The following is a 23,600-nucleotide window of genomic DNA, read 5'->3' as shown; positions in this document are numbered from 1 at the left end:
GAGAACCCTCATGACATCGCTCGTGGACAGGAAAGTCATCGTCGTCGGCGGTAGTTCCGGCATCGGTCTCGGCGTCGCGGAAGCTGCTCTCAACGGCGGAGCGAAGGTCGTGATCGTCGGACGCTCGCCCGAGAAACTGCTGGCTGCCGAACGGACGCTCAATGCGGGCCGCGTGACCAGCGTGGTCGCCGACATGACCGACGAAGCGGACGTCGCTCGCCTGTTCGACGAGGTCGGTCCCTTCGATCACCTCGTATCGACCGCCGGAACACTGCCGCCCGGCGATCCGATCGGCAGTACCGACATGGAGGCTGTGCGAGGCTTCGTCGATAACAAGCTGATTGGCGCTGTCATGCTCTCCAAGCATGCTGTGCGCACCCTGAAAGCCGGCGGCTCGATGACCTTCACCTCGGGAATAAATAAGGATCGGCCGCCGGTGCCGGGAGGCTCGGTCGTCTCCGCGATTGCCGGTTCATTCAGCTACTTCGCCCGCGCTCTGGCGCTCGAACTGGCCCCGACGCGCGTCAATGTCGTGTCGCCCGGATGGGTCGATACACCGATGTGGGACATTGTTGGAGAAGCCAAATCCAGCTTCTTTGCCGACATGGCTGCCCGGTTGCCATCGAGAAAAATTCCGACCGCTGCGGACGTCGCCGCCGCCTACCTCTACCTCATGGAAAGCGACTTCACGACCGGCGAGACGATCCGCATCGATGGCGGCCATAACCTGATCTAGCCGCCATTTGCACGCCGCCTGGATGGGCTGAGCCGGCATGACTGCTAGACCGGTGCACTGCTGCCGAAGGCGACGAACGCCGGCGGGTCATGCCGGCGTCGCGCAATCGGGGTTTACATCGGCAGCCAGGTCCCTAGTTTTAGCGTTTCGCGCCGCGCACCTAAGTGTGTGGATGATCGAGGACGGGACCGTGAGCTCTGGCCGGCCCCTCGAAACTTTCAAAGGATGGCTATCATGACACAGGCCAAGAATGGCGACACCGTGCGCATCAATTACAATGGCCGCCTGGCTGACGGCACTCAGTTCGATTCTTCCGGCAACGAACCGCTGCAATTCACGTTGGGTGAAGGACAAGTGATCGCCGGTCTCGAAACCCATGTCGAGGGTATGGAGGTGGGCGCGAAAAGCACCGTCACCATTCCCGCCGACGCCGCCTATGGCCCCCACCGCCCCGAAGCGGTCATGACCGTCGACCGCGCCCGCGTACCAGACAACATCAATGTCGATATCGGCGCTCGACTGCAGGTCAGAACCCCGGAAGGGCGCCCGATGCCGGTAACAGTCGTCGGCGTGGACGACACCAGCGTCAAGCTCGACGGCAATCATCCGTTGGCCGGGCGCGATCTCGTGTTCGACGTTGAACTGGTCGAGATCGTTCAGGCGGCGTAGGGCACGGCAAAGCGCGTGACGGCCATGATTTTCGGGTGACGCATTTCGACCGGCGGTTCCGGCGGTGCGTCACCTGTTTGGAGGCAAAGACCGCGACGGCGGAAATCGTGTAGCGTGCAGCAACCCATAGAGACATTCGGCATCTGGAATGTCCAATTCAGGTCGCGGTCTCGAGGACCTGTGGAAGGGTAGTGTCTCAGTTTGAAATTAAGACGACGGTCCATCGTAGTCAGGCGGTGGCGGCGTGCCTGGCCACCGAAGCACGACTTCCTCGCAGGAGTCTTGCATGCGCATGACGCGGACGGCGTTGCCGATCACATCGGCGGGGCGCTTCTGGCCTTTAGGTCCGGTGGGCAATTGCTGCCTCCTGAATTGGCCAGCGCTTATACGCGACGACCCAGAGAATGATTATCATTCCCAACGGGACCACAGAGAGAAGCACCCACGCCCGAGACATTCTTAGTCGCCCAAACAGCACCCACGCGGGGATTGCTGTGAGGACTGTCAACAAGGCGAATGGTAGCAACTGAATCGGATCTGACATTGGGTGCCTTCCATGCTTTCCGCTGAGCACATAGGCGGTTTCGCCTAGGCGAGCAAACCGGGATAGGCGCTTTCGCATATTTCAAATTTCAAACTGAGACACTACCTTTGGAAGACCTCGCTTGACAGCCGACTTCTCGTGACAGCAAAGTCTCGTGATGCGGGCGATTGGTTGGAATAGAATTGCGCGTGCCGGGGCAATCGTGCTGATGATTGGCACAAATGTTCCTGCGCCGGCACGTTCCGACTCGCTCCTTCTCACAAGCCCGTCCCAGCCAGCCAATGTCGGCGATGCGATGCTGGCGGCTGCCAATTATCATGATTCCGGCGACTATGACCGCGACCTTGCCGCTGTGGCGAAGCAGGCAGGCGACTGGGTCATCAAGCGCGCAATGGAGGTGCCTCGCCCCGCACTGGTGCTCGATATCGACGAGACGGCTTTGGCCAACTGGGAAGTGATCACACGTGACAATTTCGGCCGCCCGATCGGCGGCGCCTGGACATCGCAATCGATGGTCCCTGTGGCTGGGCCGCCTGGGATCAGCTTGCGAAGGATCCGGCCATCGACGCCGTGCTGGAGGTTTTCCGGCAGGCGCGAACGGCGAAAGTCGCGGTGTTCTTCATCACCGGACGTCCGGAGGACCAGCGTCAGGCAACCGAACAGAACCTGCAGTCGGCCGGCTATGCCGGCTACGAGCACCTTTACATGGTCCAGCCTGGGGCCAAATACGGCTCCGCCGCAGATTTCAAGGCACCCATAAGGGCCGAAATCGAAAAGGCCGGCTACACGATAATTGCCAATGTCGGTGACCAGCCATCCGACCTGTTCGGGGGGCATGCGGAGAAGCTGTTCCTGCTGCCAAATCCGTTCTACCGGGTTCGCTGACGGCCTGTACGGCACAACCCCGGATCCTTGCGGAGCACCTACTAAGGTATCAAGACGACCTTGCCGGTCGCGCTGCGCTCCTCCAGCAGGCGATGCGCCTGGCTGGCCTGGTCGAGCGGGAAGCGGCCACCTTTGGTCACCACAAGCTGACCACCAGCGGCCAGACCGAAAAGCTCCAAAAGGCCGTCACGGAGCCCGTCCGTAGACAGCAACGGCAGCAGGGCAAAACCCTTCAGCGACTGGTTGCGGCCGATCATCGCCTCCATCTCCGGGGCGCCGAGCGCGTATCTGCCAAGTGCTGCAAACACCAACTCTCCGCGAGGTGCCAGAGCCTCCAGCGCAACCGCCGTCAGCGGGCCGCCGACAATGTCGTAGATGATGTCGACGCCGGCGCCGTCTGTGGCTGCCCGGACGTGCACCGGCCAATCCGTGTTGCTGTAGTCGACGGCAGCATCGGCTCCCAGCGACAAAGCAAGGTCGAGCTTGGCCTTGCTGCCGGCTGCCGCGATGACACGGCTCGCGCCGGCGCGCTTGGCAAGCTGGACGAGCAACGAACCGACGCCGCCCGCGGCAGCGGCGACCAGCACCGATCTGCCGGCCGGCGGGCTTTGCCGCGATAGATACAATGCCGTCAGTCCTTGCACCATCAATGCCGTCGCGTTTTCGAACGAGAGCGAATCCGGCAAGGGCACGGTCAGGCTTGCGTCGATCGTCACATACTCGGCATAGCCGCCAAACGGGCGGCTCGAGGCGAACAACGGCGCGGCGACGCGCGTGCCGAGCAAGGAAGCGTCCGCCCCCTGGCCAAGCGCCTCCACGATCCCGGCGGCCTCGACGCCAGGGATCATCGGCAGTTGCGGCGTCACCGCATAGCGATCCGCGCGCATCAGCACTTCGAAGAAATTCACCCCGGCCGCATGAACGCGGACCAAGACTTCGCCGGCTTGCGGCTCAGGCTTCGGCACCGCGACTATGTCGAGAACGTCGGGCCCGCCGAAGCGGCTCAGTTGAATGGCTCTCATCGCATGCACCGATCGCTGTTGGCATCGGCCGCTGTTTGCCACTATCTGCCTGGCTTCGACTACACACCGATTTGTCCGCTGCTGACCGGGAGGTGACCATGGCCAAGCTGATCAAGAGACTGCCGACGCTGCCGGCGGAGCGCGCGCTGAAAGTGATTTCAGGCCGCTGGAAGGCGGTCATCCTGTACCATCTCTTCGACGGCCCCCGGCGGCTGTCGGCGCTGCAGGCGCTGATGCCCGATATCACCCAGAAAGTGCTGATCCAGCAACTTCGCGAAATGGAAGAGCACGGCCTCGTCCGCCGCGAGATCTTTGCCGAGATACCTTCGCGCGTCGAATATTCGGCGACGCGGCTCGGCCTCAGCCTCGAGCCGATCCTGCTGGCACTTTGCCAGTGGGGCCAGCATCACGCCGACGAGCTGAATGAGATGGACCGCCTTGCCGATTGCATCATCAGACCACGGCAAGCGCAGGACGCCCATGCCGTATGAACAAAAAGGGCGGCGCATGCGCCGCCCCAATGCTTGGGAGAATTAATCCTTGGGAGGACTGCTCGAACCTGTGCTCAGGCCGCCTTGACTTCCTCGGCGACGGCATCGGCCTGACGCGCCGTCTTCAGCACCCTGGCCCACCATGCAATGTCGTTGACCAGCGCGGTTGCCGCCTGGTTGAGGTGCTCGAACTCATCGAGCTTCTTGTCGCCTTGCTTGACGGCAAGGAAATCGGCCCAGGCGATGTGTACGGCGGACTTCACCGGCGCCATCTGCAACTCGACCGCATGCAGCCTCAGCTGCTCGACCGCGCGCGCGCCACCGACGCTGCCATAGCCGACGAAGCCGGCCGGCTTCTTGTTCCACTCGTTGGCGGCGTAGTCGATGGCGTTCTTCAGCACGGCCGTCGGGCCATGATTGTATTCGGCGGCGGTGAAGATGAAGCCGTCGAATCCGGCGACCTTCTTTTGCCAGCGCTGCGCCACTTCGTTCTGCGACGGCACCCAGGCGGAGGATGCGACCTCATCGAAGAACGGCAGCGGGAAATCGCGCAGGTCGACGACTTCGACGTCGATGTCGGCGTGCGACTTGGCTATCTTGGCAATCCATTGGGTCGGGACGTCGGCAAAGCGGGCCGCGCGGGTTGAACCAATGATGATGGCGATTTTGGGTTTTGACATAGAGGGGGCTCTCCTTACGGGAATACTGGTATCGTTTAGATACCTGAGCTATATGAGTAACTGGCCGTTCAATGTGCAAGGAGGCACTTTTTTGTTACCAAGGCACCCGCACCGCACCGAGGACTGCCGCGCCATCTCGGAAATCCTGCAGCGCGTCGGCGACAAATGGACGGTGCTCGTAGTCGGCAAGCTTGGCAACGGGCCGCTGCGTTTCAACGAGTTGCGCAGCGCGGTCGGCGGCATTTCGCAAAAGATGCTGACCACGACCTTGCGCGGGCTCGAGCGCGACGGCTTCGTTACGCGCACCGTGTTCCCGACCATCCCGCCGCGGGTCGACTACGAATTGACCGATCTTGGCTACGAACTGCTGGTGCCGGTCGATGCGCTCGGCGAATGGGCACGCAAGAACACCGAGCGCGTCAAGGCGGCGCGCGAGAAGTTCGACGCCATGCACAGCTGAACCCTTGTGCTGCAAGGGTTTGAACCTGCCCGGGAGCCTCCGGATGAGCGCTACTGCTGTAACTGCATCTTGGTCTTCGGCAGCTTCTCGATCCGGTTCCGTTTCGGGTTGGGACTGACCACCCTGCCGCCAATCGTGCAGGTCGTGGTCGTCTCCTTGCGGCAATTGCTCACCGTCGTGCCGCTGGTGTCGCATTTCGTCGCCGAGCAGATCTCGCACTTGGCCGCCTGCCCGTTGATGGTGCGGTTTTCCGACGTGCAGGTGGCGCCTGGATCGCCTTTTTTGACCTCGGCAAAAGCGCTTGCGGACGACAGGCAGAGCAAGGCTGCAAAGCCACTCGCCAGGGCAGCGTTCAGCATGTGTTGACGCATTGTGTTTCCTCCCAAGATCCCGTCGGTCGCGCTGCAGGCGCGCATGCGGGAACCCGTTAGCCAAAGACCCCGCGGGATCGCTGTCCGCATCCCCCGCGCGGGAGAGACGGCTGTTTAAATCCGTCTTCTGGAATCAGGCCGGGTCAGCCTTCGGCCGGAACCGCCTTCGGCTTGCCTTCGCCGTCCAGCGCCACCATGACGAAGTCGGCATGGGTGACCTTCTCCATCAGGTCGGAGAGATAGCGCTGCGCCCAGGCCTCGACCTTGAGCGTCATCGAGGTGCGGCCGACGCGTTCGACATGCGTATAGATGCACAGCGTGTCGCCGATCTTCATCGGCTTGGCGAAGGACATTTCCTTCACCGCCGCCGTCACCACGCGGCCCTTGGCGCGCTCGGCGGCGCGGATGCCGCAGGCGAGATCCATCTGCGCCATCACCCAGCCGCCAAAAATGTCGCCTGCCGCATTGGCGTCGGAAGGCATGGCCAGCGTCCTGAGCGTCAGATCGCCGATCGGCCGCCCGTCCGCGTAATGCACCATTTGGCCAATCCTCTCGAAGCCGATTGTCCCGATCCCGTATCGTCATGGCACGGACAGGTCAACGCGCCACTGGACAGGTCGCGGCCTGAAGTTCGGCTATCGGTCGACAGTGTTGAAAAGATGCTGTGCGAAGCGGGACGTAGGCATAGGCGTTGCCCTCGCGGATAACATGACCGATGCCTGGAAAGCGCAGGTGCATGCCTGCGACGAGCAGGCCATCCGCCGACACCATGTCGAGCACCTTCTTGCGTGTGACGATTGCGGCCTTCTGGTCCACGTCGAAGGCGATTGCCCATTCCGGATGCGCAAATTGCAGCGCGGAGGCGTGGATTACGTCAGTGAAGAGCAGCAGGTGGTTGGCCTCCGAACGGCCTCGCTGAGCCCCGGCTTGGCCGCCTACTGGACAGGTGTCCGACGTTCGAGCGCTCGACGCAACGTCGGCGCCTCTTGCTCGATATGATCCCACAGACGGTTCGAGATCGGCCCGTGCGGCCGGTCGCGGCGGCGCGCCACCACCAACTCCTCGGTGCGGCCTGGCAGATGACGGCCGGCAACGGATTGCAGGCGTCCGTCGCGCAGCTCTTCCTCGATCAGGAAGCGGGGCATGTGGCCCCACGCGAGGCCCTGCAGGATGATTTCCTTCTTCATCCCCTGGTCGGCCACCATGCATTGCGGCGCACCCTCGATCATGAAGTAGTCTTGTTGCGGTGAATGGCGGGCCGTGTCGCGCATGACACATTGGGTGAACGCGTGCATCTGATCCGGCGTGATGGGGTGCTTGATCCGCTCCGGTAGAAAGCCCGACGCCACTACTGGGACGAAGGGCACCTTGCACAGATCGATCCATTCCACCCGCGGATCGCTCTTGTCGATCCAGTGCAGGATCAAATCGGCTTCGTCATCGAAGAGGCGCTCCCACGGGCCGCCCACCGCCTCGAAATGCAGGTGCAGGCGTGTGCCCGGACACTGGGCGAAGAACCGTCCGAGCATGCCCAATGCCTGCGGGGCGCGGGCAAAGGTCGCCGATCACCACATGGATCTCGCTTTCTTCGCCCATTGACAGCTGAGCAGCATGAAGCCGCAAGCCCTCGAGCTCGCGCAGCAGCGATTGTGCCCTGCGATGGAACGACAGCCCTGCCTCGGTGGGGCGCACGCGATAGCCGCTGCGATCCAAAAGAACGAGGTCGAGTTGCCGCTCCAGCTTTGCAACGGCTGCGAACACAGCCGGGTGCGAACGATGCAGCATGGCCGCCGCAGGCTGAAAGCCGCCGCAGCGGACCACGGCATCGAAGCATTGCAGGTCGTGCAGGGTGAATTCGGCCATGTCGGCTTCTATTACAGAGATAGTCCTATGTTTGTAATATCTTCAAAAGCGTGCCGCAGCTAGGCTTTGCCACATTCAACGCTCCAAGAAGGAAGGTGTATTCACCCATGAATGAGCTGGATTTCGTGACCGTCGGCGATGGCACACGCATCGCCTACCGCATCGACGGCGACGCCGGGAAACCCGTGCTGATGCTGTCGAATTCCATCGCCACCACGCTGCGGATGTGGGACATGCAGGTCGGCGAGCTGTCGAACCATTTCCGTGTTCTGCGCTATGATTTTCGCGGCCACGGAGGGTCGAGCGTTCCGGCCGGCGCTTATTCGCTCGACCGGCTTGGCCGCGACGTGATCGAGTTGCTCGACACCCTGGGCATTGAACGCGTACACTTCCTCGGTCTGTCGTTGGGCGGCTTCGTCGGGCAGTGGCTCGGCATCCACGCGCCCGAGCGGATCGAGCGCTTGATCCTGAGCAACACCTCATCCTACCTCGGACCGGCAAAGCAGTTTGACGAGCGGATTGCCGCCGTGCTGCAGGCGCCGGATATGTCCGAAACCGCCGAGATGTTCCTGGGCAACTGGTTTCCTGCGCGTATGCTGGCGGCCAACGAGCCCGTCATCGAAGAATTTCGCGCCATGCTGCTGGCCATCGACCGGCAAGGCTTGGCTGGTCTGTTCGCGGCGGTTCGCGATGCGGACCTTCGCCGAACCGTAGCGCTGATTTCCAGGCCAACGTTGGTGATCGCCGGCCGGCACGACACTGTGACAGCCGCCAGCCATAGCGAGTTGATCGCGGCGATGGTGCCCGGCGCGAAACTGGTTGTCCTGCCCGCGGTCCACTTGTCGAATGTCGAGTACCCCACCGAGTTCATGGAGGCCGTGCTTGGTTTTCTGCGCTGAGATGGAGCACGACAGGGACGCTGAGTGAAACCCCGGTTTGAACATCCCCGCATGGACCGCAACCTATGATGCGCTAGCGCGCAGTGCAGGCTAGACTGGGCAATATCAATAGCGGATGACGGCTGACATGGAACTTGGCTTTCGCCCATTAACGCCCGATCTGTGGCCGGCGCTCGAGGACCTGTTCGGTGACAGCGCCGTCTGCAGTCGCTGTTGGTGTATGTACGGACGGATCGGCAGTTCTTATCGAAAGCGGCCCGGCGAGGAAAACAAGGCAGCGTTCCGGCAGGCCGTCCAGCATGGTCCGCCTCCGGGTTTGCTCGCTTTCGACGGCGATACGGCTGTCGGCTGGTGCCGGGTGACGCTGCGAGATGCCCTGCCCTGGCTCGATCGGCTATGGCAGCTCAAGCGCGTGGACGACAGGCCGGTCTGGTCCCTGTCCTGCCTCTACGTGCGAAAACGATACCGCAGGCGGGGCGTAACATTCCAGCTGATTGCGGAAGCACTGGAAGTCGCAAGGCGCGCAAATGCTCCGGCACTCGAAGCCTATCCTTTCGAGGCCGACGTATCGCCGAGTGCTTCCGGCAGCGGATATGCCTCCACCTTCGCGCGCGCCGGGTTCAGGGTCGTCGCTCGCAGAACGCCGGCCCGCCCGATCATGCGCTATGATTTCAAGCAGATTGCCGATCATCGCCTGTAGTGCTTGGATCGCTTGCGAGGAAGCTCAGGCACTTCGAAATGAAGCCGGATCGTTTTCAACTTTTGGTCAGAGGCACAACGTGGATTGGTTCACACGACGCAAGCCGTTCTCGGGCGCTGCGAAGTCAGCTTTCCCATTCAGCATGTTGACCACCATGGCAGAGGAGGAGCTGACGCCCTTTGTCGACGACACTTACCGAACGACGTCCCGACATCTCATTTCTGATGGAGCGGTCATCTATATTCCTTATCGGTTACATTTTCTGCCAAGCGTGCGAGAGCATCACCTTGGCTTTTCATTTCCGTCGCATTGCCTGCTGACACGATCGACAGATGGCTTTTTGCGGCAGAAATCAGCCAAGGTGATCCTGTCGCTGAACGAAAGTTGGAGCATCGCCTTCGTCGTTCTGCTGTTGGGCGAATATGTCGTCGAAATCGCCGAAGACATCTACGCCGCAGTACCTGATCTGGACGCTTCAGCCTATGCCAGTTTTGTCCGACAGAACCGAGACGTAATGCGTGCAATGCGCAGCAAGGCCACAAGCTATTGGAATGCCTATTACAGGCGTGCTTATCCCAACCGGAAATCCTATCCAGCCATTGCTGTCCTCAATCAACTCGATGCGTGGGCAAGTTAGGTCTTCATCAATCTTCTTGGCGCTGAAAGTCGAAATTCAAACGAAGTTGCCAGTCGCTTTTTTCACATCGGATGCCGGAAGACCCGGCGACGCCGCGCCGCGCTCAAGTCTAGGCTAGAGCTGAATTCCGGAGCCAGCCGTATCCACCATGCAGACCTATGATTTCATCATCGTCGGCTCCGGTTCGGCCGGCTCGGTCCTGGCCGAAAGATTGTCGGCTTCCGGCCGCTTCTCGGTGCTGGTGCTCGAGGCCGGCGGCAGCGACCGTCGCTTCTACGTGCAGATGCCGCTCGGCTACGGCAAGACCTTCTTCGACCCGGCGGTCAACTGGAACTACAAGGCCGAGCCGGATCCCGGCCTGGCCGGCAATGCCGACCACTGGCCGCGCGGCAAGCTGCTCGGCGGCTCGAGTTCGATCAACGCCATGGTCTGGATCAGGGGCGCGCGTGAGGATTTCGACGCTTGGGCAGCGGCCGGCAATCCCGGCTGGGGCTTCGATGACCTGCTGCCCGCCTTCAAGGCGCTGGAGGATAATCAGGCCGGCGCCGACCAATGGCGCGGCGTCGGCGGGCCGCTGCATGTCACCGACTGCTCGACCTCCGTCCATCCGCTCACCAAGCGCTATCTCGCCGCCGCCAACCAAGCCGGCCTGCCGCTCAACCCGGATTTCAACGGCGCCTCGCAGGAAGGCGCCGGCGTCTACCAGATCACCACCAGGAACGGCCGCCGCATGTCGGCGGCGCGCGCCTTCCTGCGCCCGGCGATGAAGCGCAAAAACGTCCGCGTCGAGATCAACGCCCTAGCGACAAAAATCCTGTTCGAGGGCAAACGCGCCGTCGGCATCGAATATCTCCAGAATGGCGCGACGAAAACCGCCCGCGCCGGCCGCGAGATCATCCTGTCGGGCGGTTCGGTCAATTCGCCTCAACTTCTCCAGCTTTCCGGTGTCGGCCCGTCGGCGCTTCTTGGCGCGCTCGGCATTCCCGTCGTTCACGCCAACGAGAATGTCGGGGCAAACCTGCAGGACCATGTCGGCATCAACTACACGTTCAAGGGCAGGCTGCCGACGCTCAACCAGATCCTGCGCCCGTGGTGGGGCAAGCTGCTGGTCGGCATGCAATACGTGTTTTTGCGCTCAGGCCCGCTGTCGCTGTCGATGAACAATGCCGGCGGCTTCTTTCGCACCGATCCGGCCACGGCACGGCCCAACATGCAGCTCTATTTCCAGGCGTTTTCAACCGTCATTCCGAAGAGCGGCGAACGCCCGATCCTGACGCCCGATCCATGGCCGGGCTTTTCCATCGGGCTGTCCAATTGCCGTCCGTCGAGCCGCGGCGAAATCATGATCCGTTCCGCCAATCCGCGCGATTATCCCAAAATCGTCGCCAATGCCTTTTCGACCGAGGCGGACGTCGCTGAAATGCTGGCGGCGGTGAAATTCGTCAGGAAGATCGCCTCGATGCCGGCGATGGCCGAGATCATCGAGGAAGAGGTTTTGCCCGGTCCCTCGATCACCTCCGACGCGGATCTCATTCAGGATTTCAGGAAGCGCTCGGGCACCGTCTATCACCCGGTCTCGACCTGCCGCATGGGGCCGGACGCGGCGCACGCCGTCGTCGATCCGCGCCTCAAGGTACACGGCATCCAGGCGTTGCGCGTCATCGATGCCTCGATCTTTCCCGACAACATAACCGGCAACACCAACGCCGCCGCGATCATGACCGGATGGAAGGGCGCCGAACTGGTTCTGGAGGATCAGAAATGAAAATCACCGACGTCAAGACCTGGGTGGTCGGCAATCCGCCGCCCGGCATCGGCGGCAAGTATTTCATCTTCGTCAAGCTCACTACCGATGGCGGCGTCGTCGGCTATGGCGAGGCCTACAACGCCACCTTCTCGGCCCATGTCACGGCGAAAATGGTCGAGGACATGGCCGAGCGTTATCTGATCGGCCGCGACCCGCACGATATCGAGACCTTCTTCCGCCGCGCCTATTCATCCGGCTTCACCCAGAGGCCCGACGTGTCGGGCATGGGCTGTTTCTCGGCGCTGGAAATCGCCTGCTGGGACATTATCGGCAAGGAGGCCGGCAAGCCGGTCTACAAGCTGCTTGGCGGCCAGGTACACGAAACGCTGCGTTCCTATACCTACCTCTACCCGCACAGCGGCAGCGTCCATTCGGAGGACGCCCGCGGCAAGAACGTCTACAACGACCCAGATCTGGCCGCCGCCTGCGCGCTCGAATATGTCGAGCAGGGTTTCAATGCGGTCAAGCTTGACCCAGCCGGCCCCTACACCGCCTTCGACGGCCACCAGCCGCGCCTCGTCGACATCGACCTCTCCGCCCGCATGGTCAAGGCGATCCGCGAGGCGGTCGGCACCAGGGCCGACATCCTGTTCGGTACGCACGGCCAGTTCACCGCATCGGGCGCGCTGCGCCTCGCCCGCGCCATCGAGCCCTATGATCCGCTGTGGTTCGAGGAGCCGGTGCCGCCCGACATGCCCGAGGTGATGGCGCAGGTCGCCCGCGCGACCTCGATCCCGATTGCCACCGGCGAGCGGCTAACAACCAAATTTGAGTTCGCCCGCGTCATCGAGAACCGTGCGGCGACCATTCTTCAGCCCGACCTTGGCCGCTCCGGCGGCATTCTCGAAACCAAAAAGATCGCCGCCATGGCCGAAGCCTACCACATCCAGGTCGCGCCGCACTGCTACTGCGGACCGATCGTCGGCGCCGCCAACATCCAGCTTGCGGTGACGCTGCCCAATTTCCTCATTCTGGAATCGCTGAAACAGTGGGACGGTTTTCACGCGAAGCTGCTCAAGAAGAAGATCGAATGGCTGGACGGCAACGTCATCCCGTCGAAGGAGCCAGGCCTCGGTGTCGAACTCGACGAAGCCGTCTGCGAGGCGCATCCCTGGACCGGCAAGGACCTGCATTTGCAGATGCTGCAGACGCCGTTGATGCCGTGAGCGCGCGTCAGAGCTATGCCTTCGTCGGTCTTGGCCATCTCGGCGGCCAGTTCGCCGCCAACCTGATCCACAACGGCTTTGCCGTCACCGTATTCGACCTCGACCAGGCGGCCGTCGAGCGGCTGGTGATGCTTGGTGCCGATGCCGCCAACAGCCCGGCTGATGCCGCTGGCCGCGCCGGCAATGCCATCACCTGCCTGCCCTCGCCAAAAGTCAGCGAGGCGGTGCTGGCCGGCCCCGGCGGATTGCTCGAAGGCCTGCCCGCAGGCGGCAGTTGGATCGAGATGTCGACCAATGGCCAAGACGAGATCTTGCGCCTTGCATCCCTCGCCTCGGCAAGAGGCGTCGAGACGCTCGAATGCCCGGTCACCGGCGGCGTGCATCTGGCAGCCGTCGGACAGATCACCGCGCTGGTCGGCGGCGACACAGCGCTTTATGCGCGCCACCGCCCTGCCGTCGAGGCGATGTGCGCGCGCTCGTTCCTGATGGGTCCGGTCGGCTCGGCGGCGGTGATCAAGGTCATCACCAACATGCTGGCCTTCATCCATCTGGTCGCCGCCGGCGAAGCGCTGATGCTGGCCAAAAAGGGCGGGCTCGACCTTGCCCAGTCCTATCACGCCATCGTCGCCTCCTCCGGCAACAGCTTCGTCCATGAGACCGAAAGCCAGCTGGTGCTGAACGGCTCCTACGACATCGGCTTCACCATGGACCTGGCGTTGAAGGATCTCGGCTTCGCCCTCGGCATGGGTGAAAAATTCGGCGTTCCGCTCGAGCTTGCCTCGCGCGTCGACGCAATCTTCAGGCAAGGCAAGCAGGCCTATGGCGGCAGCGCCTGGTCGACGATGATCGTGAAACTGCTCGAGGATGCCGTCGGCACCGACCTGCGCGCACCCGGTTTCCCGGCTAAACTCGCAAGTTGATATTGGCCGGATTATCAATCGATTTCAGTCGATTGGAGAGATCGCCGGAACCAGAGCCGCAGTCAACTGAATCAAAGACTTAACAGCTTGATTCAATATCTCAGCGTCAATGCGCCGGGCAGGATCTCGAAAGTCGCTGGTATGCGACCCGGCGATTCGCCGTCTATGTCGATCAGCGCGGCGTTCTTTTGCAGATCGCCGAGCGGCTCGACAACCACTTTCTTGCCGCGCAGGATGGTGATCGCAGGATGGTTGCGGTGCCGCCCGCCATAGAGCAGGCGGATGTCCCAGATCAGCTTCAGCTTGCCGGCGGCGCGCAGGATGACGATGTCGAACTCGCCGTCGTTAAGCTCGGCGTCGGGCGCGATCATCATGCCGCCGCCGAAGAATTTGCCGTTGGCCACCGCCACCAATGCCATGCGCGCCTCAACCGGGGCACCGTCGTCGATGGTGATCGCAACCTCCTGGAAGCGGTAGCGGAGGAATTCCCAGACCGTGCGCCAGTAGAACAGTGCCTTGGCCGAAACCTTGCCCTTGCGCCTGTCGGCGTTGACGGCACGGTCGGTAGCGCCGGAAAGCCCGAGGCTGGCGATGTTGATGAAATGGCGGCTGGCCAGTGCGCCATGGTCGTCGACATAGCTGATGCAGCCGGCATCGACCTTGCGCGGCTTGGCCTCGGCAATCCGCTTCAGCGTCAGATCGACATTGTTCGACAGGCCGAGCCCGCGGGCAAAGTCGATGCCGGTGCCGCAAGGCAGCAGCCCGAGTTCGGCCGTCCGGCCGCTTTCCCGGAAAGCCTTCAGCAGCCCGTCGGCGACTTCGCTGGCGGTGCCGTCGCCGCCGGCCGCGATCACCAGCTCGAAGCCGATGGCGGCAAGGTCGAGCGCCAGCCGTTCGGCATCCCCCTCGGCCTGCGTTTCACGCAGCTCGAAATCACCGAAATGTCTTTTCAGCGAAGCCGCAACCTCGGGCCAATGCCGCTTGAGCCTGCCGCCGCCGGCGATCGGATTGAGAACCACCGCGACCTTCAAGCCTGCCTCCCCAAGGCCATCGAACACGCCTTCCAATCATTTGCCGGCATTGAAGCCCGCGCCGGCCTGCGGGGCAAGGGTCGATTACCCGACAATGCGGCTTCGGCATCGAGGCGGCAAATCCCGACCGGCGGCGGCAGAGATCGGAAAGTCGCTATTTTGGCAGGGTCAGTCCCCGATAATCCCGCTATCCACAGGCATGCGGCAGTTCCGCCAAACGCTTATCCGACGTACGTTAAAACCCATCTCAGGCGGCTACCGATCGCCACGCCGAAAGGCAAAGCGGAACGGCGGATTTCCTGAGGCCCGTACGGCCCTGAACGAGAACAGGCTTGCTTGTTGGAGGGATGGACGCCGAGACCTACGGGGCCGCGGAAAGCGTGCGAACGCCGACGGCGGACCGATGCTGCCATGAAGGACGGCAAAAACCTTCGATGGCGCGCTGGGCAAAGCTCGCAAGAGTGGAGACCGGCGTGGTCCGGAACGGACGCTGCCCTCGGGTGGCGACTGGCAGGACCGTCAAAATCAAGGCCGGCATGGCGCGACATCTTTCGGGAGTTGCTGCCGCGACCGTGTCCTGATCTGACAGGGAGGCGCTGGGAGAAATCCCGGCGCCGACTGTCTTTGTGGCCCCGCCTGACGATTTTGCCGGCGACGCTTCACGCTGCGCCAAAATCAGCTACTATCCATTTGTCGTCGGGGGCCGTTTAAAGGGGCTGACGGCAGGGGGACATTTCATGACGCTCATCCAGAAGCTTGCTGTTGCCTATGCTTTCCTGTTCTTCGGCGTTGTTGCCATCGGCTATGTGCCGGCTTTCAACGACGCCGGCGGCAATCTGTTCGGCCTGTTCTCGCTGCAATGGTACGACGATTTGCTGCACGCCTTCTCCGGCGTCTGGGCGCTGGCCGCCGCCTTCATCTCGCACCGCCAGGCGGTGTTCTATTTCAAGCTGTTCGGCTCGGTCTATCTGTTCGACGGCGTGCTCGGCCTGGTCACCGGTTCCGGCTGCCTCGATGGCGGCATCTTCATCAACGGCTTCCGCTCCCTGAACGACATCGAATTCCCGGCCCGCTTCTTCGCCAACCTGCCGCACATCGTCATCGGCGGCTTCGCCGTCTACGTCGGGTTCTGGCTGTCGAAACGTGTGTACGACCATTTCGCCACGGCCTGACCGGCCATGTTCCTGTTCCGCTGGCTGAAGCGCATCATCAAGGCGATCCTCTGGCTCGTCGTCATTGTCGTGTTGATCCCGATCGCCGGGCTGGCCTACGGCTTTCTCACGACGCCGTCGCTGGACACAACGCCATTGCCGGGCGTCGCCGAGGGTGCCCCGCCAAAGGCGCTGGCCGACAAGATCCGTGCCGAGATCCCCGGCTACCAGCGGCCGGAGGAATCGACCTTTCTTACCTATCCGGAATGGGCCATCGTCTACGCCGCCCGCGAATATGCCGGCTTCGTCGACAAGAACCAGCCGAGCGGTTTTCCCTATCTCTCCTATATCGGCCGCTTCTGGCAGGACTATGCGATGGTCATCCGCGCCAGTTCTACCTACAAGTTCAACCTCGACAACCACCAGATGCTGGTGATCATCGGCACCAGCCACACGATCGAGCACGCCATCCAGTGGGCCTATGAAAATACGATCGGCCGCGTCACCGAAGCGACAGCCGGCAAGCGCACCGCCGTCGACATCTACCAGGCCAAGGTGGCGGCCGACTACGCCGGTTTTCTCGATCAGGTGCCGTGGTACCAGTTTCCCTATGCCGAAAAGCGTGCCGGCCTGTTTGCCGTCCAGCCGGCAGCGGACGACAGCGCCGTCCGCACCAGCGAACGCAAGCTCGCCTTCGGCCTCGCCGACACGGTCAAGCAGGGCTATGCCGATCTGATCAAGTCGGCGCTCGCCGCCACCACCGATCCCGCCTTGCTCGATATTCATGTCTGGGCCAAGGGTCCGGTCGGCGAGGTGACGCGCAACGAACCCGACACCTTGCTGGAGCGCGATCTCGGCGCCGACAGCGCGATCTTCGTCACCAGACGCTATCAGGTGTTCACCGACATGATCCCGCGCCTGATCGCCAAGGGCGTCTCCTTCGTCGAGATCGGCGGCAATGACGAGATCATGGTCACCATGCTTTCCAATGACGAGATCAATGTTCCCGAAGGCGCACGCACCTTGTTCAGCTACCCGCTTCCGGCGCAACCTTCGACGCGCCGCACCGGCCTGACCGTCGCCGTGCGCAAGCTGCACATCGTGCTGCCGGCGCTGATGACGGCGGGCGCCAGGCTCGAGCATGTCTACGATTACTGAGGCCTTTCGGTCACAGCCGGCCTCGGCAGGACGTTGCGTGATGCTCCGTCACGCTCATTCCACAATCGCGGCCAAATCCCGCCTTGTTCCGCAACGATTGATGATGCCGTAGACACGTTGTCTTGCGCACATGTGCCAGGCAACTCGGAGGGACACGACCGTGATCAAGACCGCCCTTGTCGCCATGACCATCGTCGGCTGCGATTGCGACGCCAGGCTTTGCGAATATATCGGCGAGACGCCCGCCAAATGGTCGACCATCGCCGAATGCGAAGCGGCGATGAAAAGCCAGATGCTGCACAAGCGCAATTTCGACTATCCGCTGGTCTCCGGCATCTGCCGGACACAGAACTCGTCTTCGTCATCGCAGCTCGCTGCGACCGCTTCCGAGCCTGAATTGACGACGGCCAGTACGGCCGCGACAGACCCGCTGCCACCGGAACTGAGCCATCGGCCCAGTGCTGCGGTCGGAACGCAGGCCACGGCGACGGAAACGGAAGCCGTCCGGCCGGTCGCCTATGAAGCGGCGGTCGATGGCGGCCGCGCCGTGCTCTACCGCACGAAGGCCGGCTACGCCGTGGTCAAGACCGATCTCGGCCGCGCCGCATCGGCAACGATCGGCATCGCCAGGCGTTCGGCGAACTGGCTGGCGGCGAAGCTGCCTGACGGTCTGTAGCCGCCGCTTCAGGCCGCGCCGATCAGTGCCTTGACGGCGCGATAAAAAATCGACGAAAACAGCTCGCCCGGATCGTATTGCAGCTTCTTCGCCAGGAAGGACGGCAGTTCCGGATAGGAGGCAAGCAGCTCCTTGCCTGTGTAGTGGAGCTGGTAGGGCAGGAAAAAACGCCCGCCATGCTTGATCGTCACGTCGATCAGCGCCCTTGTCAGCGCCCGCATCCTGGCATTGCCGTCAGCGTTTGTCGGCTGATTGATGTAGAGCACCAGCGAATAGGCCGGCTCCGGCGCATAATTCAGCGCTACATCCTCCTTGTGGACGATGCGTACCGACGCGTTGAGCACCGGCAGGGTCTGGTTGCGCAGGATCTCGCGCGCTTCCGCGATGAACGGGTTATAGGCCGCCCGCGGGATGAAATACTCGTGCAGGATGTCGGTCTCATCGAGCAGATCGTTGAACAGATAGGGCACTGAATCGTGCATCGGATGGTTGCGCGTGACCAGGCAGGCCTCGCCCTCGCCCATTGCCGTCGTCCGCGCCACCGTGCAGCTCTCGAATTGCGGCTCCAGCGTCTTTTCGGTGAACCATTTCAGCTCCTGGAACAGGCTGCCCCATTTCGCCAGGTTGATGATCACCCGCTTGAGCCCGACCGAACCCGGTTCACCGATTGCCGGCTGGTCGGCCGGCGGCTGGTCGGCGACCTTATCATAGCGGTAGACGATCATATCCTCGAGGAAATTGCCCGGCGCAGTCGACAGATGCCCATAAAACAGACCGATCGCCCTGTTTGGCTCCAGAACCTCGGCGAAGAACGTCGGGAAATCGTCCGATTTGATGATCTCGCGCGAGGTCCGGTAGACGGCGTTGTCGACGATGTCGAGTGTCGCCTCCAGCACCACGCCGAACAGGCCGTAGCCGCCGATGACGTGGCGGAACAGCTCGGTATTTTCGGCCGGTGAGCAGGTCGTCACCGAACCGTCCGCCAGCATCACCCGCATCGATCGGATCGAACCGGCGACCGAGCCGGCCTGGTGGTCCATGCCATGCGCGTTGACCGACAGCGATCCGCCGACCGAAAAGATGTCGGTCGACTGCATCGCCTTCACCGCGAAGCGCGGGTGCAAAAGGTTCTGGATGTCGTGCCAGCGCGCGCCCGGCTGCAAGGTCATCGTCTTTGCAGCCGGGTCGATACTGACCTTGTTGAATTTACGCATGTCGAGGACCAGCGCGTTGTCGTCGAAGGCGTGGCCGCCCATCGAATGGCGCACCGCCGCGACCGAGACCTTCAGGCTATTGGCGCGGGCAAAGGCCAGCGCGCTCGCGATGTGGTCTTCCTTGCTGACTTCGATAACGCCGTAGACCGGTGTCATCGACAGGCCGCTGGCATCGTTGATGTTGCCGCCTTTGGTCAGCCATGGCAGCGCCGGATCGTAGGCTGGCGGGCCCTCCAGCGGCTTCTGCGCCAGGTCGATGCCGTCAATGTCGGCGATGCGCCCGGAATTCTTCTGCCCCGACGGACCGCGCGCCAGCCGCGCCACGGTCGTGCCGCCCCAGAGCATCGCGCCGCCGACCACGGTTGTACCCAGCAGCAGCCGCCGCGACAGGCGAAACCCCTTGCGTTCTTCGACCATAACCCCACCCCACTGGCCCAGGAATAGCGCCTGATGGAGACAAAAACCAGTTGCCAATCAGACGTTCGGCGAACGATGATACGGTTTGTCTGGCGAAAATGTCGAAAGCAGTCGCATCATGAAGCTTGCAGCCCGTATCGCGCTTGCCCTGTTGCTTGCGTTTGCTCCGGCATCAGCCGACGCGCAGACTCCTGGTCAAGGCGACGACAAGGTCGTCAGCGTAGCTGGCGACGATCCGGAGATGGCGGCCGCTATCGAGCAGGCGCGTGCCAGTCTCGACGACTTCCTGGTATTGGCCGACGCACCGCCATCCGGAACGGCCGACTTCCAATTGAAAGTCGTGGTCAGGGACGGGGACGCCACTGAACATTTCTGGGTCTTTCCCTTCCACCGGACGGCGGCCGGATTTGCAGGAACCTTGGACAACGAGCCGCAGACCGTGCACAACGTCGTGGCAGGCCAGGAGATCGAATTCAGCCGGGACGATATTTCCGACTGGGGCTACATGAAGAACGGCCGCCGGGTGGGAAGTTTCACTGTCTGCGTTCTCTTCAAAAAAATGTCGAAGGAAGACGCCGACTATTATCGCCAGAACTATGGCTTCGATTGCTGACGGCTGAATTCTAGTTCAACCGGCTTCTACATCCTTCACGCCGATCTTGCGGACCAGTGCCGCGGTCGCCAGGATCGTGGCCATGTCGGCGATCATCGGCGCAACATGCTTGGCATAGTCGAGCGGCACAGAGATGTCCGGCAGTTCGAAGAAGTTCTTCGTCTGCGGAAGCAGCAGAAAGCCGTCGCTGCCGTTGAGCGCGACGCGTGCCGGTTCCTTCGGCCATGTTTCGCCAAGCCATTCGAGCGCCTGCGCCAGCCGGCCGGTCACCAGCGGCCGCGCCGCTTCGATGTTGTCGGTGTGGAACTCGTAGGCGGCGTCGAGTTCGGGTACGCCGCATGACAGTTGTTCCGTCTTGCTGCCGAACATGCCTCGGAAGAAACCTACCACCATATTGGCACGGCGCGCCGCCACCAAGATTCCCGGGAACGGCGCAATGGTGTCGAACGCGATAATGACGCCCTTGAACGCCTGAGATGTGGTCTTGCCGTTCCTCTCCAGCAGCGTCACCTCATAGAGCTCGAACGCAAAGCCTTCATACCGACCGGAGACGACGTCCTCGAAATACGAACGGTTGAACACGCCAATCGTCTCGCGCGGCAGCCGATCGAAGGAGTTCGGCGTTACGCCATGCTGATAGCGCACGTCCTGGATGAAGCCGAAGACGATCGGCAGCAAACTGTTGCGGAACGTCTGCTGCAATTTGCGCGCCGGCCTGATCGCGTGGAGATAGAGCAGGATCGCCGCCAGGAACCCGCCGATATAGAGGAACACATGCGGGGTCGAGAACCACTGCTCGTTGGGGTCGGCAACCCCGTTGAAGAGCCAGGCCACCAGCGCCACGAAGACAACCACCGATCCGATGAAAAGTGGCACCCGCCAGTGCGTCCGGCGATAGGCCGAAGCCCTTTGCGCCTCGTAGGCCTCGATGTCCTTCCTGAGGCCGGCGATCACCGCTTCGCTCGGCATGAAATCCGCAGTTTCCATCACCCACCCGCCCCACAAGCCCGCCCGCGTTGGGCATGATAGCCGGTTTGGTGGACCGCGTCAGCGCAGCTGTCAGCGCCCGGCACCGAAGATCGCATCGAGGCGGGCCAGAACCATTTGCCTGGATTTTCCCGCCAGCGTTTCAACCGGCATCAGCCGCTCGTGATCGCCGGCGCGCAGCCGCATGAAGGCATGCAGCCGGTAGGCGGCGATGGCCCCGCGCGTGCCGGGATCGTCGCTGATGTCGACGACGAGAATGGCGCCGATGCGGCCGGGCCATGGCTGGCGCGCGAAGGCGGTGCCGATGAAATCGCCGAGCCCATAGGCGACGAGCGTCTTGCCGATCCGCTCGATCGGCTGCACGACATGGGCATGATGCCCGGCGATCAGGCCGACGCCATGTTCGGCCAGAAGTCGCGCCATTGCCCGCGTCTTCGCACGTGGAAAATGCCGGAATTCCCAATCCCAATGCGGCACCGCGCAGAGGAGGTCGACACCCGAAGCGGCAGCGTGCGGCCATTGCGTCGGATCGGCTTGCATCGAGACTCGGCCCGCCAACTGAGCCTCGTCGGTATTGCGCCACAAGGTAAAGGCGGCAAGGCCTATGGTCAGCGAACCAACCGCAAACCGCTCGACCGGAGCCGCACTGCCGATCGTGCGGATGCCTAATTGCTCCAGCGCGGCGACGGTCTCGTCGAAGCCGGCAATACCCTGGTCGAGCACATGGTTGTTGGCCAGCGACAGCACCAGTTTTTCACGCGAAATGCCGGCGGCGGCCAGCGCCTCGGCAAGGAACCGCTCGCTCATCGCGTGGTGCGTGCCGAGCCTGGTGCCCCAAACAGCGCTCGGCCGCTCCACCACCGGGCTTTCGCAATTGCCGACCACCAGATCGGCCGAGGCAAGCAGTGCCGCGATCGCCGGATCGCAGTCTGGCGCGCGGCGATTGGCCACCGCCGAGATATCGCCGACGAAAGCCAGCCGCACCGTCCGCGCCGGCAGTGGTTCGAGCAGGGCTGCGGCCGCCGGAGCAAAGCCGCGCGCGTCGCCATTGAGCGAAGGCCGGAGAAAACGCGGCAGCCACGACAGTTTGTAGGAAAGCGGATAGTTCGACACGCGACGCCCAATCGTTTGCCTTGTGTAGACCGTCCGCCGGATTGATTGAAGCGTCGACTGTTGTGGGTGAACCGCAGGCCACAGGCGCAGCGAACCAAATGCGTGTATGATCCACTGCGGAGCGACAAAGGGGCGATCACGATGACGCGTTTTTCCAGGCTGGTGGCGTGCGCCATCATTCTTCTCCTGCCGCTGGCTTCACCCAGCGCCGCGGCTCCCGAAGCGGCGGCCCTGTTCGAGGCAAAAATCGTAGCCGAACGCGACAGCGCTCTTGCCGCTCTGGAAGCCGCCGTGCCAGGCGATCCGGCAGCCGCCGGCGCCGGCGAATTCTTCACCGCGCTGGAGATCCTGGCCGGCGGCCTGCACCGCCACGGTTTCGACAGCCCGCAATCCTTCATGCTGCCGCTGATGCGGCTGCCGGTGCCGGACAATGCCAATCCCGAGCCGCTGACCTACGAACAATTCCGCGCCATTCTCGTCGCCTTCCGCGACCGGCTGGAGAAATCCGCAGCCACGCTCGGTTCGGTACCCCCCGACGCCGACATCGGCATGGTCATCGACCTCACCCGCCTCGGCATCGACCTCAACGAGGACGGCACGATCGCGCCGGACGAGAGCGCCGCCGCGATCATGGCGTCTCTGTCACGCGGCGGTGGTGCGCCAGACGCGGCCGCACCCGCCCTCACCTTCCGCTTCGACCGCGCCGACGGTTATTGGCTGCAGGGCTATGCCGAGTTCCTGATGGCGCAGGCCGACTTCTGGCTGGCGCATGATTTCAGAAACACGTTCGACGGCTCCTTCCACATGCTGTTCCCGCGCGCAAAACTGCCGCTGCAGGATACGCTCGTGCCGCTAGACGGTGGCACGAATGGCGGCATCCTGACGTCCGAATGGCGACTAGCCGACTTTATCTCCCTGGTGCATCTCATTAACTGGCAAGTGGTCGAGCCTGAGCGCCGGCAAGCGGCACGCCGCCATCTCATGGAAATGATCCGGCTGTCGCGCGAGGACTGGAAAGCCATCCGCGCCGAAACCGACAATGACCGCGAATGGCTGCCCGGGCCGCAGCAGAAAGGCACCAGCCCGCTGACCGGTCTCGAAGTTGGTGAGCAGCAGGTACAGGCCTGGCTCGCCGCCCTTGATATGGCCGAGGATCTTCTGGAAGGCCGCACCTTGCTGCCGCATTTCCGCATCGCCGACAAAGGCATCAACATGAAGCGCTTCTTTGATGAGCCAAAAACCTTCGACCTGGTGCTGTCGATCACCGGCCCGGCCATCGCGCCCTATCTTGAGCGCGGCAAGACTCTCACCAGCGAGGAGTTCAACCAGATCCAGCGCCAGTTCGGCGGCGCCGGGTTTCTGACGTTCGCGCTTTGGTTTAATTGAGCGG

Annotated in this window: 25 protein-coding genes and 1 pseudogene; 16 read left to right on the top strand and 10 right to left on the bottom strand. The window is 62.7% G+C overall.

The features are described from left to right. Positions 1 to 10 precede the first annotated feature (10 nt). The 3 genes from NKH33_RS20175 (at position 11) to NKH33_RS20165 (ending at position 2,834) form a co-directional block, all read left to right on the top strand. Positions 11 to 736 (top strand): SDR family oxidoreductase, encoded by a 726-nt coding sequence (locus NKH33_RS20175; protein WP_352586823.1) that lies wholly within the window; start codon positions 11 to 13, stop codon positions 734 to 736. A gap of 234 nt (positions 737 to 970) precedes the next feature. Next, on the top strand, positions 971 to 1,405 hold the full coding sequence (locus NKH33_RS20170; RefSeq protein ID WP_352450461.1) for an FKBP-type peptidyl-prolyl cis-trans isomerase: 435 nt from the start codon (positions 971 to 973) through the stop codon (positions 1,403 to 1,405). Between the two features lie 1,114 nt (positions 1,406 to 2,519). After that, complete coding sequence (locus tag NKH33_RS20165) at positions 2,520 to 2,834, top strand: HAD family acid phosphatase (RefSeq protein ID WP_352921164.1); 315 nt, start codon at positions 2,520 to 2,522, stop codon at positions 2,832 to 2,834. Between the two features lie 41 nt (positions 2,835 to 2,875). On the opposite strand, the gene NKH33_RS20160 is transcribed toward NKH33_RS20165, so the two are convergent. After that, positions 2,876 to 3,856, bottom strand: a complete 981-nt coding sequence (locus NKH33_RS20160; protein ID WP_352921162.1) for a quinone oxidoreductase family protein — start codon at positions 3,854 to 3,856, stop codon at positions 2,876 to 2,878. 98 nt (positions 3,857 to 3,954) lie between these two features. Between NKH33_RS20160 and NKH33_RS20155 the strand changes: the two genes are divergently transcribed. Further along, positions 3,955 to 4,347 (top strand): winged helix-turn-helix transcriptional regulator, encoded by a 393-nt coding sequence (locus NKH33_RS20155; protein ID WP_023678376.1) that lies wholly within the window; start codon positions 3,955 to 3,957, stop codon positions 4,345 to 4,347. A gap of 74 nt (positions 4,348 to 4,421) precedes the next feature. Here the strand turns inward: NKH33_RS20155 and NKH33_RS20150 are convergent, their stop codons facing one another. Beyond that, on the bottom strand, positions 4,422 to 5,027 hold the full coding sequence (locus tag NKH33_RS20150; RefSeq protein ID WP_023678377.1) for an NADPH-dependent FMN reductase: 606 nt from the start codon (positions 5,025 to 5,027) through the stop codon (positions 4,422 to 4,424). A 91-nt stretch (positions 5,028 to 5,118) separates the two neighbouring features. Between NKH33_RS20150 and NKH33_RS20145 the strand changes: the two genes are divergently transcribed. After that, positions 5,119 to 5,487 carry a winged helix-turn-helix transcriptional regulator gene (locus NKH33_RS20145; RefSeq protein ID WP_023678378.1) on the top strand — a complete coding sequence of 123 codons (369 nt, stop codon included), beginning with the start codon at positions 5,119 to 5,121 and terminating at the stop codon, positions 5,485 to 5,487. 50 nt (positions 5,488 to 5,537) lie between these two features. Here NKH33_RS20145 and NKH33_RS20140 read toward each other — a convergent pair whose 3' ends face one another. From NKH33_RS20140 to NKH33_RS20125, 4 genes and pseudogenes are all read right to left on the bottom strand, one after another. Continuing rightward, positions 5,538 to 5,858, bottom strand: a complete 321-nt coding sequence (locus tag NKH33_RS20140; RefSeq protein WP_352921160.1) for a hypothetical protein — start codon at positions 5,856 to 5,858, stop codon at positions 5,538 to 5,540. Between the two features lie 143 nt (positions 5,859 to 6,001). Further along, complete coding sequence (locus NKH33_RS20135; protein ID WP_023678380.1) at positions 6,002 to 6,397, bottom strand: acyl-CoA thioesterase; 396 nt, start codon at positions 6,395 to 6,397, stop codon at positions 6,002 to 6,004. Between the two features lie 58 nt (positions 6,398 to 6,455). Continuing rightward, a complete protein-coding gene (locus tag NKH33_RS20130) occupies positions 6,456 to 6,674 on the bottom strand; it encodes a hypothetical protein (RefSeq protein WP_352921158.1) in 219 nt (72 codons plus the stop codon). 119 nt (positions 6,675 to 6,793) lie between these two features. After that, positions 6,794 to 7,721: pseudogene (locus tag NKH33_RS20125) on the bottom strand (LysR family transcriptional regulator). 107 nt (positions 7,722 to 7,828) lie between these two features. Between NKH33_RS20125 and NKH33_RS20120 the strand changes: the two are divergent. From NKH33_RS20120 to NKH33_RS20095, 6 genes are all read left to right on the top strand, one after another. Next, on the top strand, positions 7,829 to 8,620 hold the full coding sequence (locus tag NKH33_RS20120) for an alpha/beta fold hydrolase (RefSeq protein ID WP_023678383.1): 792 nt from the start codon (positions 7,829 to 7,831) through the stop codon (positions 8,618 to 8,620). 127 nt (positions 8,621 to 8,747) lie between these two features. Next, a complete protein-coding gene (locus tag NKH33_RS20115; RefSeq protein ID WP_198023584.1) occupies positions 8,748 to 9,320 on the top strand; it encodes a GNAT family N-acetyltransferase in 573 nt (190 codons plus the stop codon). Then, positions 9,301 to 9,957: a hypothetical protein gene (locus NKH33_RS20110; protein WP_352921156.1), complete on the top strand. Its 657-nt coding sequence runs from the start codon at positions 9,301 to 9,303 to the stop codon at positions 9,955 to 9,957. Before NKH33_RS20115 ends, NKH33_RS20110 begins: the two co-directional genes overlap by 20 nt. Before the next feature lie 148 nt (positions 9,958 to 10,105). Beyond that, positions 10,106 to 11,722, top strand: coding sequence for a GMC family oxidoreductase (locus NKH33_RS20105; RefSeq protein ID WP_352921154.1), 1,617 nt, complete (start codon positions 10,106 to 10,108; stop codon positions 11,720 to 11,722). Next, positions 11,719 to 12,930, top strand: a complete 1,212-nt coding sequence (locus NKH33_RS20100; protein WP_352816082.1) for a mandelate racemase/muconate lactonizing enzyme family protein — start codon at positions 11,719 to 11,721, stop codon at positions 12,928 to 12,930. The genes NKH33_RS20105 and NKH33_RS20100 overlap by 4 nt, the downstream gene beginning before the upstream one ends. Then, positions 12,927 to 13,850: an NAD(P)-dependent oxidoreductase gene (locus NKH33_RS20095; RefSeq protein WP_352921151.1), complete on the top strand. Its 924-nt coding sequence runs from the start codon at positions 12,927 to 12,929 to the stop codon at positions 13,848 to 13,850. The genes NKH33_RS20100 and NKH33_RS20095 overlap by 4 nt, the downstream gene beginning before the upstream one ends. Before the next feature lie 92 nt (positions 13,851 to 13,942). Here the strand turns inward: NKH33_RS20095 and NKH33_RS20090 are convergent, their stop codons facing one another. Then, a complete protein-coding gene (locus NKH33_RS20090; protein ID WP_352683501.1) occupies positions 13,943 to 14,881 on the bottom strand; it encodes a diacylglycerol/lipid kinase family protein in 939 nt (312 codons plus the stop codon). A gap of 737 nt (positions 14,882 to 15,618) precedes the next feature. On the opposite strand from NKH33_RS20090, the gene NKH33_RS20085 reads away from it, so the two are divergent. The 3 genes from NKH33_RS20085 to NKH33_RS20075 all read left to right on the top strand — a co-directional run bounded on the left by NKH33_RS20085 (position 15,619) and on the right by NKH33_RS20075 (position 17,866). Beyond that, positions 15,619 to 16,053: a DUF4383 domain-containing protein gene (locus NKH33_RS20085; RefSeq protein WP_023719157.1), complete on the top strand. Its 435-nt coding sequence runs from the start codon at positions 15,619 to 15,621 to the stop codon at positions 16,051 to 16,053. Between the two features lie 6 nt (positions 16,054 to 16,059). Further along, on the top strand, positions 16,060 to 17,190 hold the full coding sequence (locus tag NKH33_RS20080) for a hypothetical protein (RefSeq protein WP_352921149.1): 1,131 nt from the start codon (positions 16,060 to 16,062) through the stop codon (positions 17,188 to 17,190). Positions 17,191 to 17,350: 160 nt separating this feature from the next. Further along, entirely contained in the window at positions 17,351 to 17,866 is a 516-nt protein-coding gene (locus tag NKH33_RS20075; protein ID WP_352921147.1) for a hypothetical protein, read from the top strand. An 8-nt stretch (positions 17,867 to 17,874) separates the two neighbouring features. Here NKH33_RS20075 and NKH33_RS20070 read toward each other — a convergent pair whose 3' ends face one another. Further along, positions 17,875 to 19,497 carry an FAD-binding oxidoreductase gene (locus NKH33_RS20070; protein ID WP_352921145.1) on the bottom strand — a complete coding sequence of 541 codons (1,623 nt, stop codon included), beginning with the start codon at positions 19,495 to 19,497 and terminating at the stop codon, positions 17,875 to 17,877. Between the two features lie 118 nt (positions 19,498 to 19,615). Here NKH33_RS20070 and NKH33_RS20065 point away from each other — a divergent pair, with 118 nt between their 5' ends. Further along, a complete protein-coding gene (locus NKH33_RS20065) occupies positions 19,616 to 20,110 on the top strand; it encodes a YegJ family protein (protein WP_352469768.1) in 495 nt (164 codons plus the stop codon). A 15-nt stretch (positions 20,111 to 20,125) separates the two neighbouring features. Here the strand turns inward: NKH33_RS20065 and NKH33_RS20060 are convergent, their stop codons facing one another. Then, complete coding sequence (locus tag NKH33_RS20060; protein WP_352921143.1) at positions 20,126 to 21,097, bottom strand: DUF3137 domain-containing protein; 972 nt, start codon at positions 21,095 to 21,097, stop codon at positions 20,126 to 20,128. Between the two features lie 72 nt (positions 21,098 to 21,169). Beyond that, positions 21,170 to 22,210 carry a CapA family protein gene (locus tag NKH33_RS20055; protein ID WP_352921141.1) on the bottom strand — a complete coding sequence of 347 codons (1,041 nt, stop codon included), beginning with the start codon at positions 22,208 to 22,210 and terminating at the stop codon, positions 21,170 to 21,172. A gap of 141 nt (positions 22,211 to 22,351) precedes the next feature. On the opposite strand from NKH33_RS20055, the gene NKH33_RS20050 reads away from it, so the two are divergent. Next, entirely contained in the window at positions 22,352 to 23,596 is a 1,245-nt protein-coding gene (locus NKH33_RS20050; RefSeq protein ID WP_352921139.1) for a hypothetical protein, read from the top strand. Positions 23,597 to 23,600 lie beyond the last annotated feature (4 nt).

Source organism: Mesorhizobium sp. M1182 (assembly GCF_040318335.1).
Taxonomy (GTDB): Bacteria; Pseudomonadota; Alphaproteobacteria; order Rhizobiales; family Rhizobiaceae; genus Mesorhizobium.
Note: the sequence above shows the minus strand (reverse complement) of the source record. Positions and strands in the feature narration are given on the sequence as shown.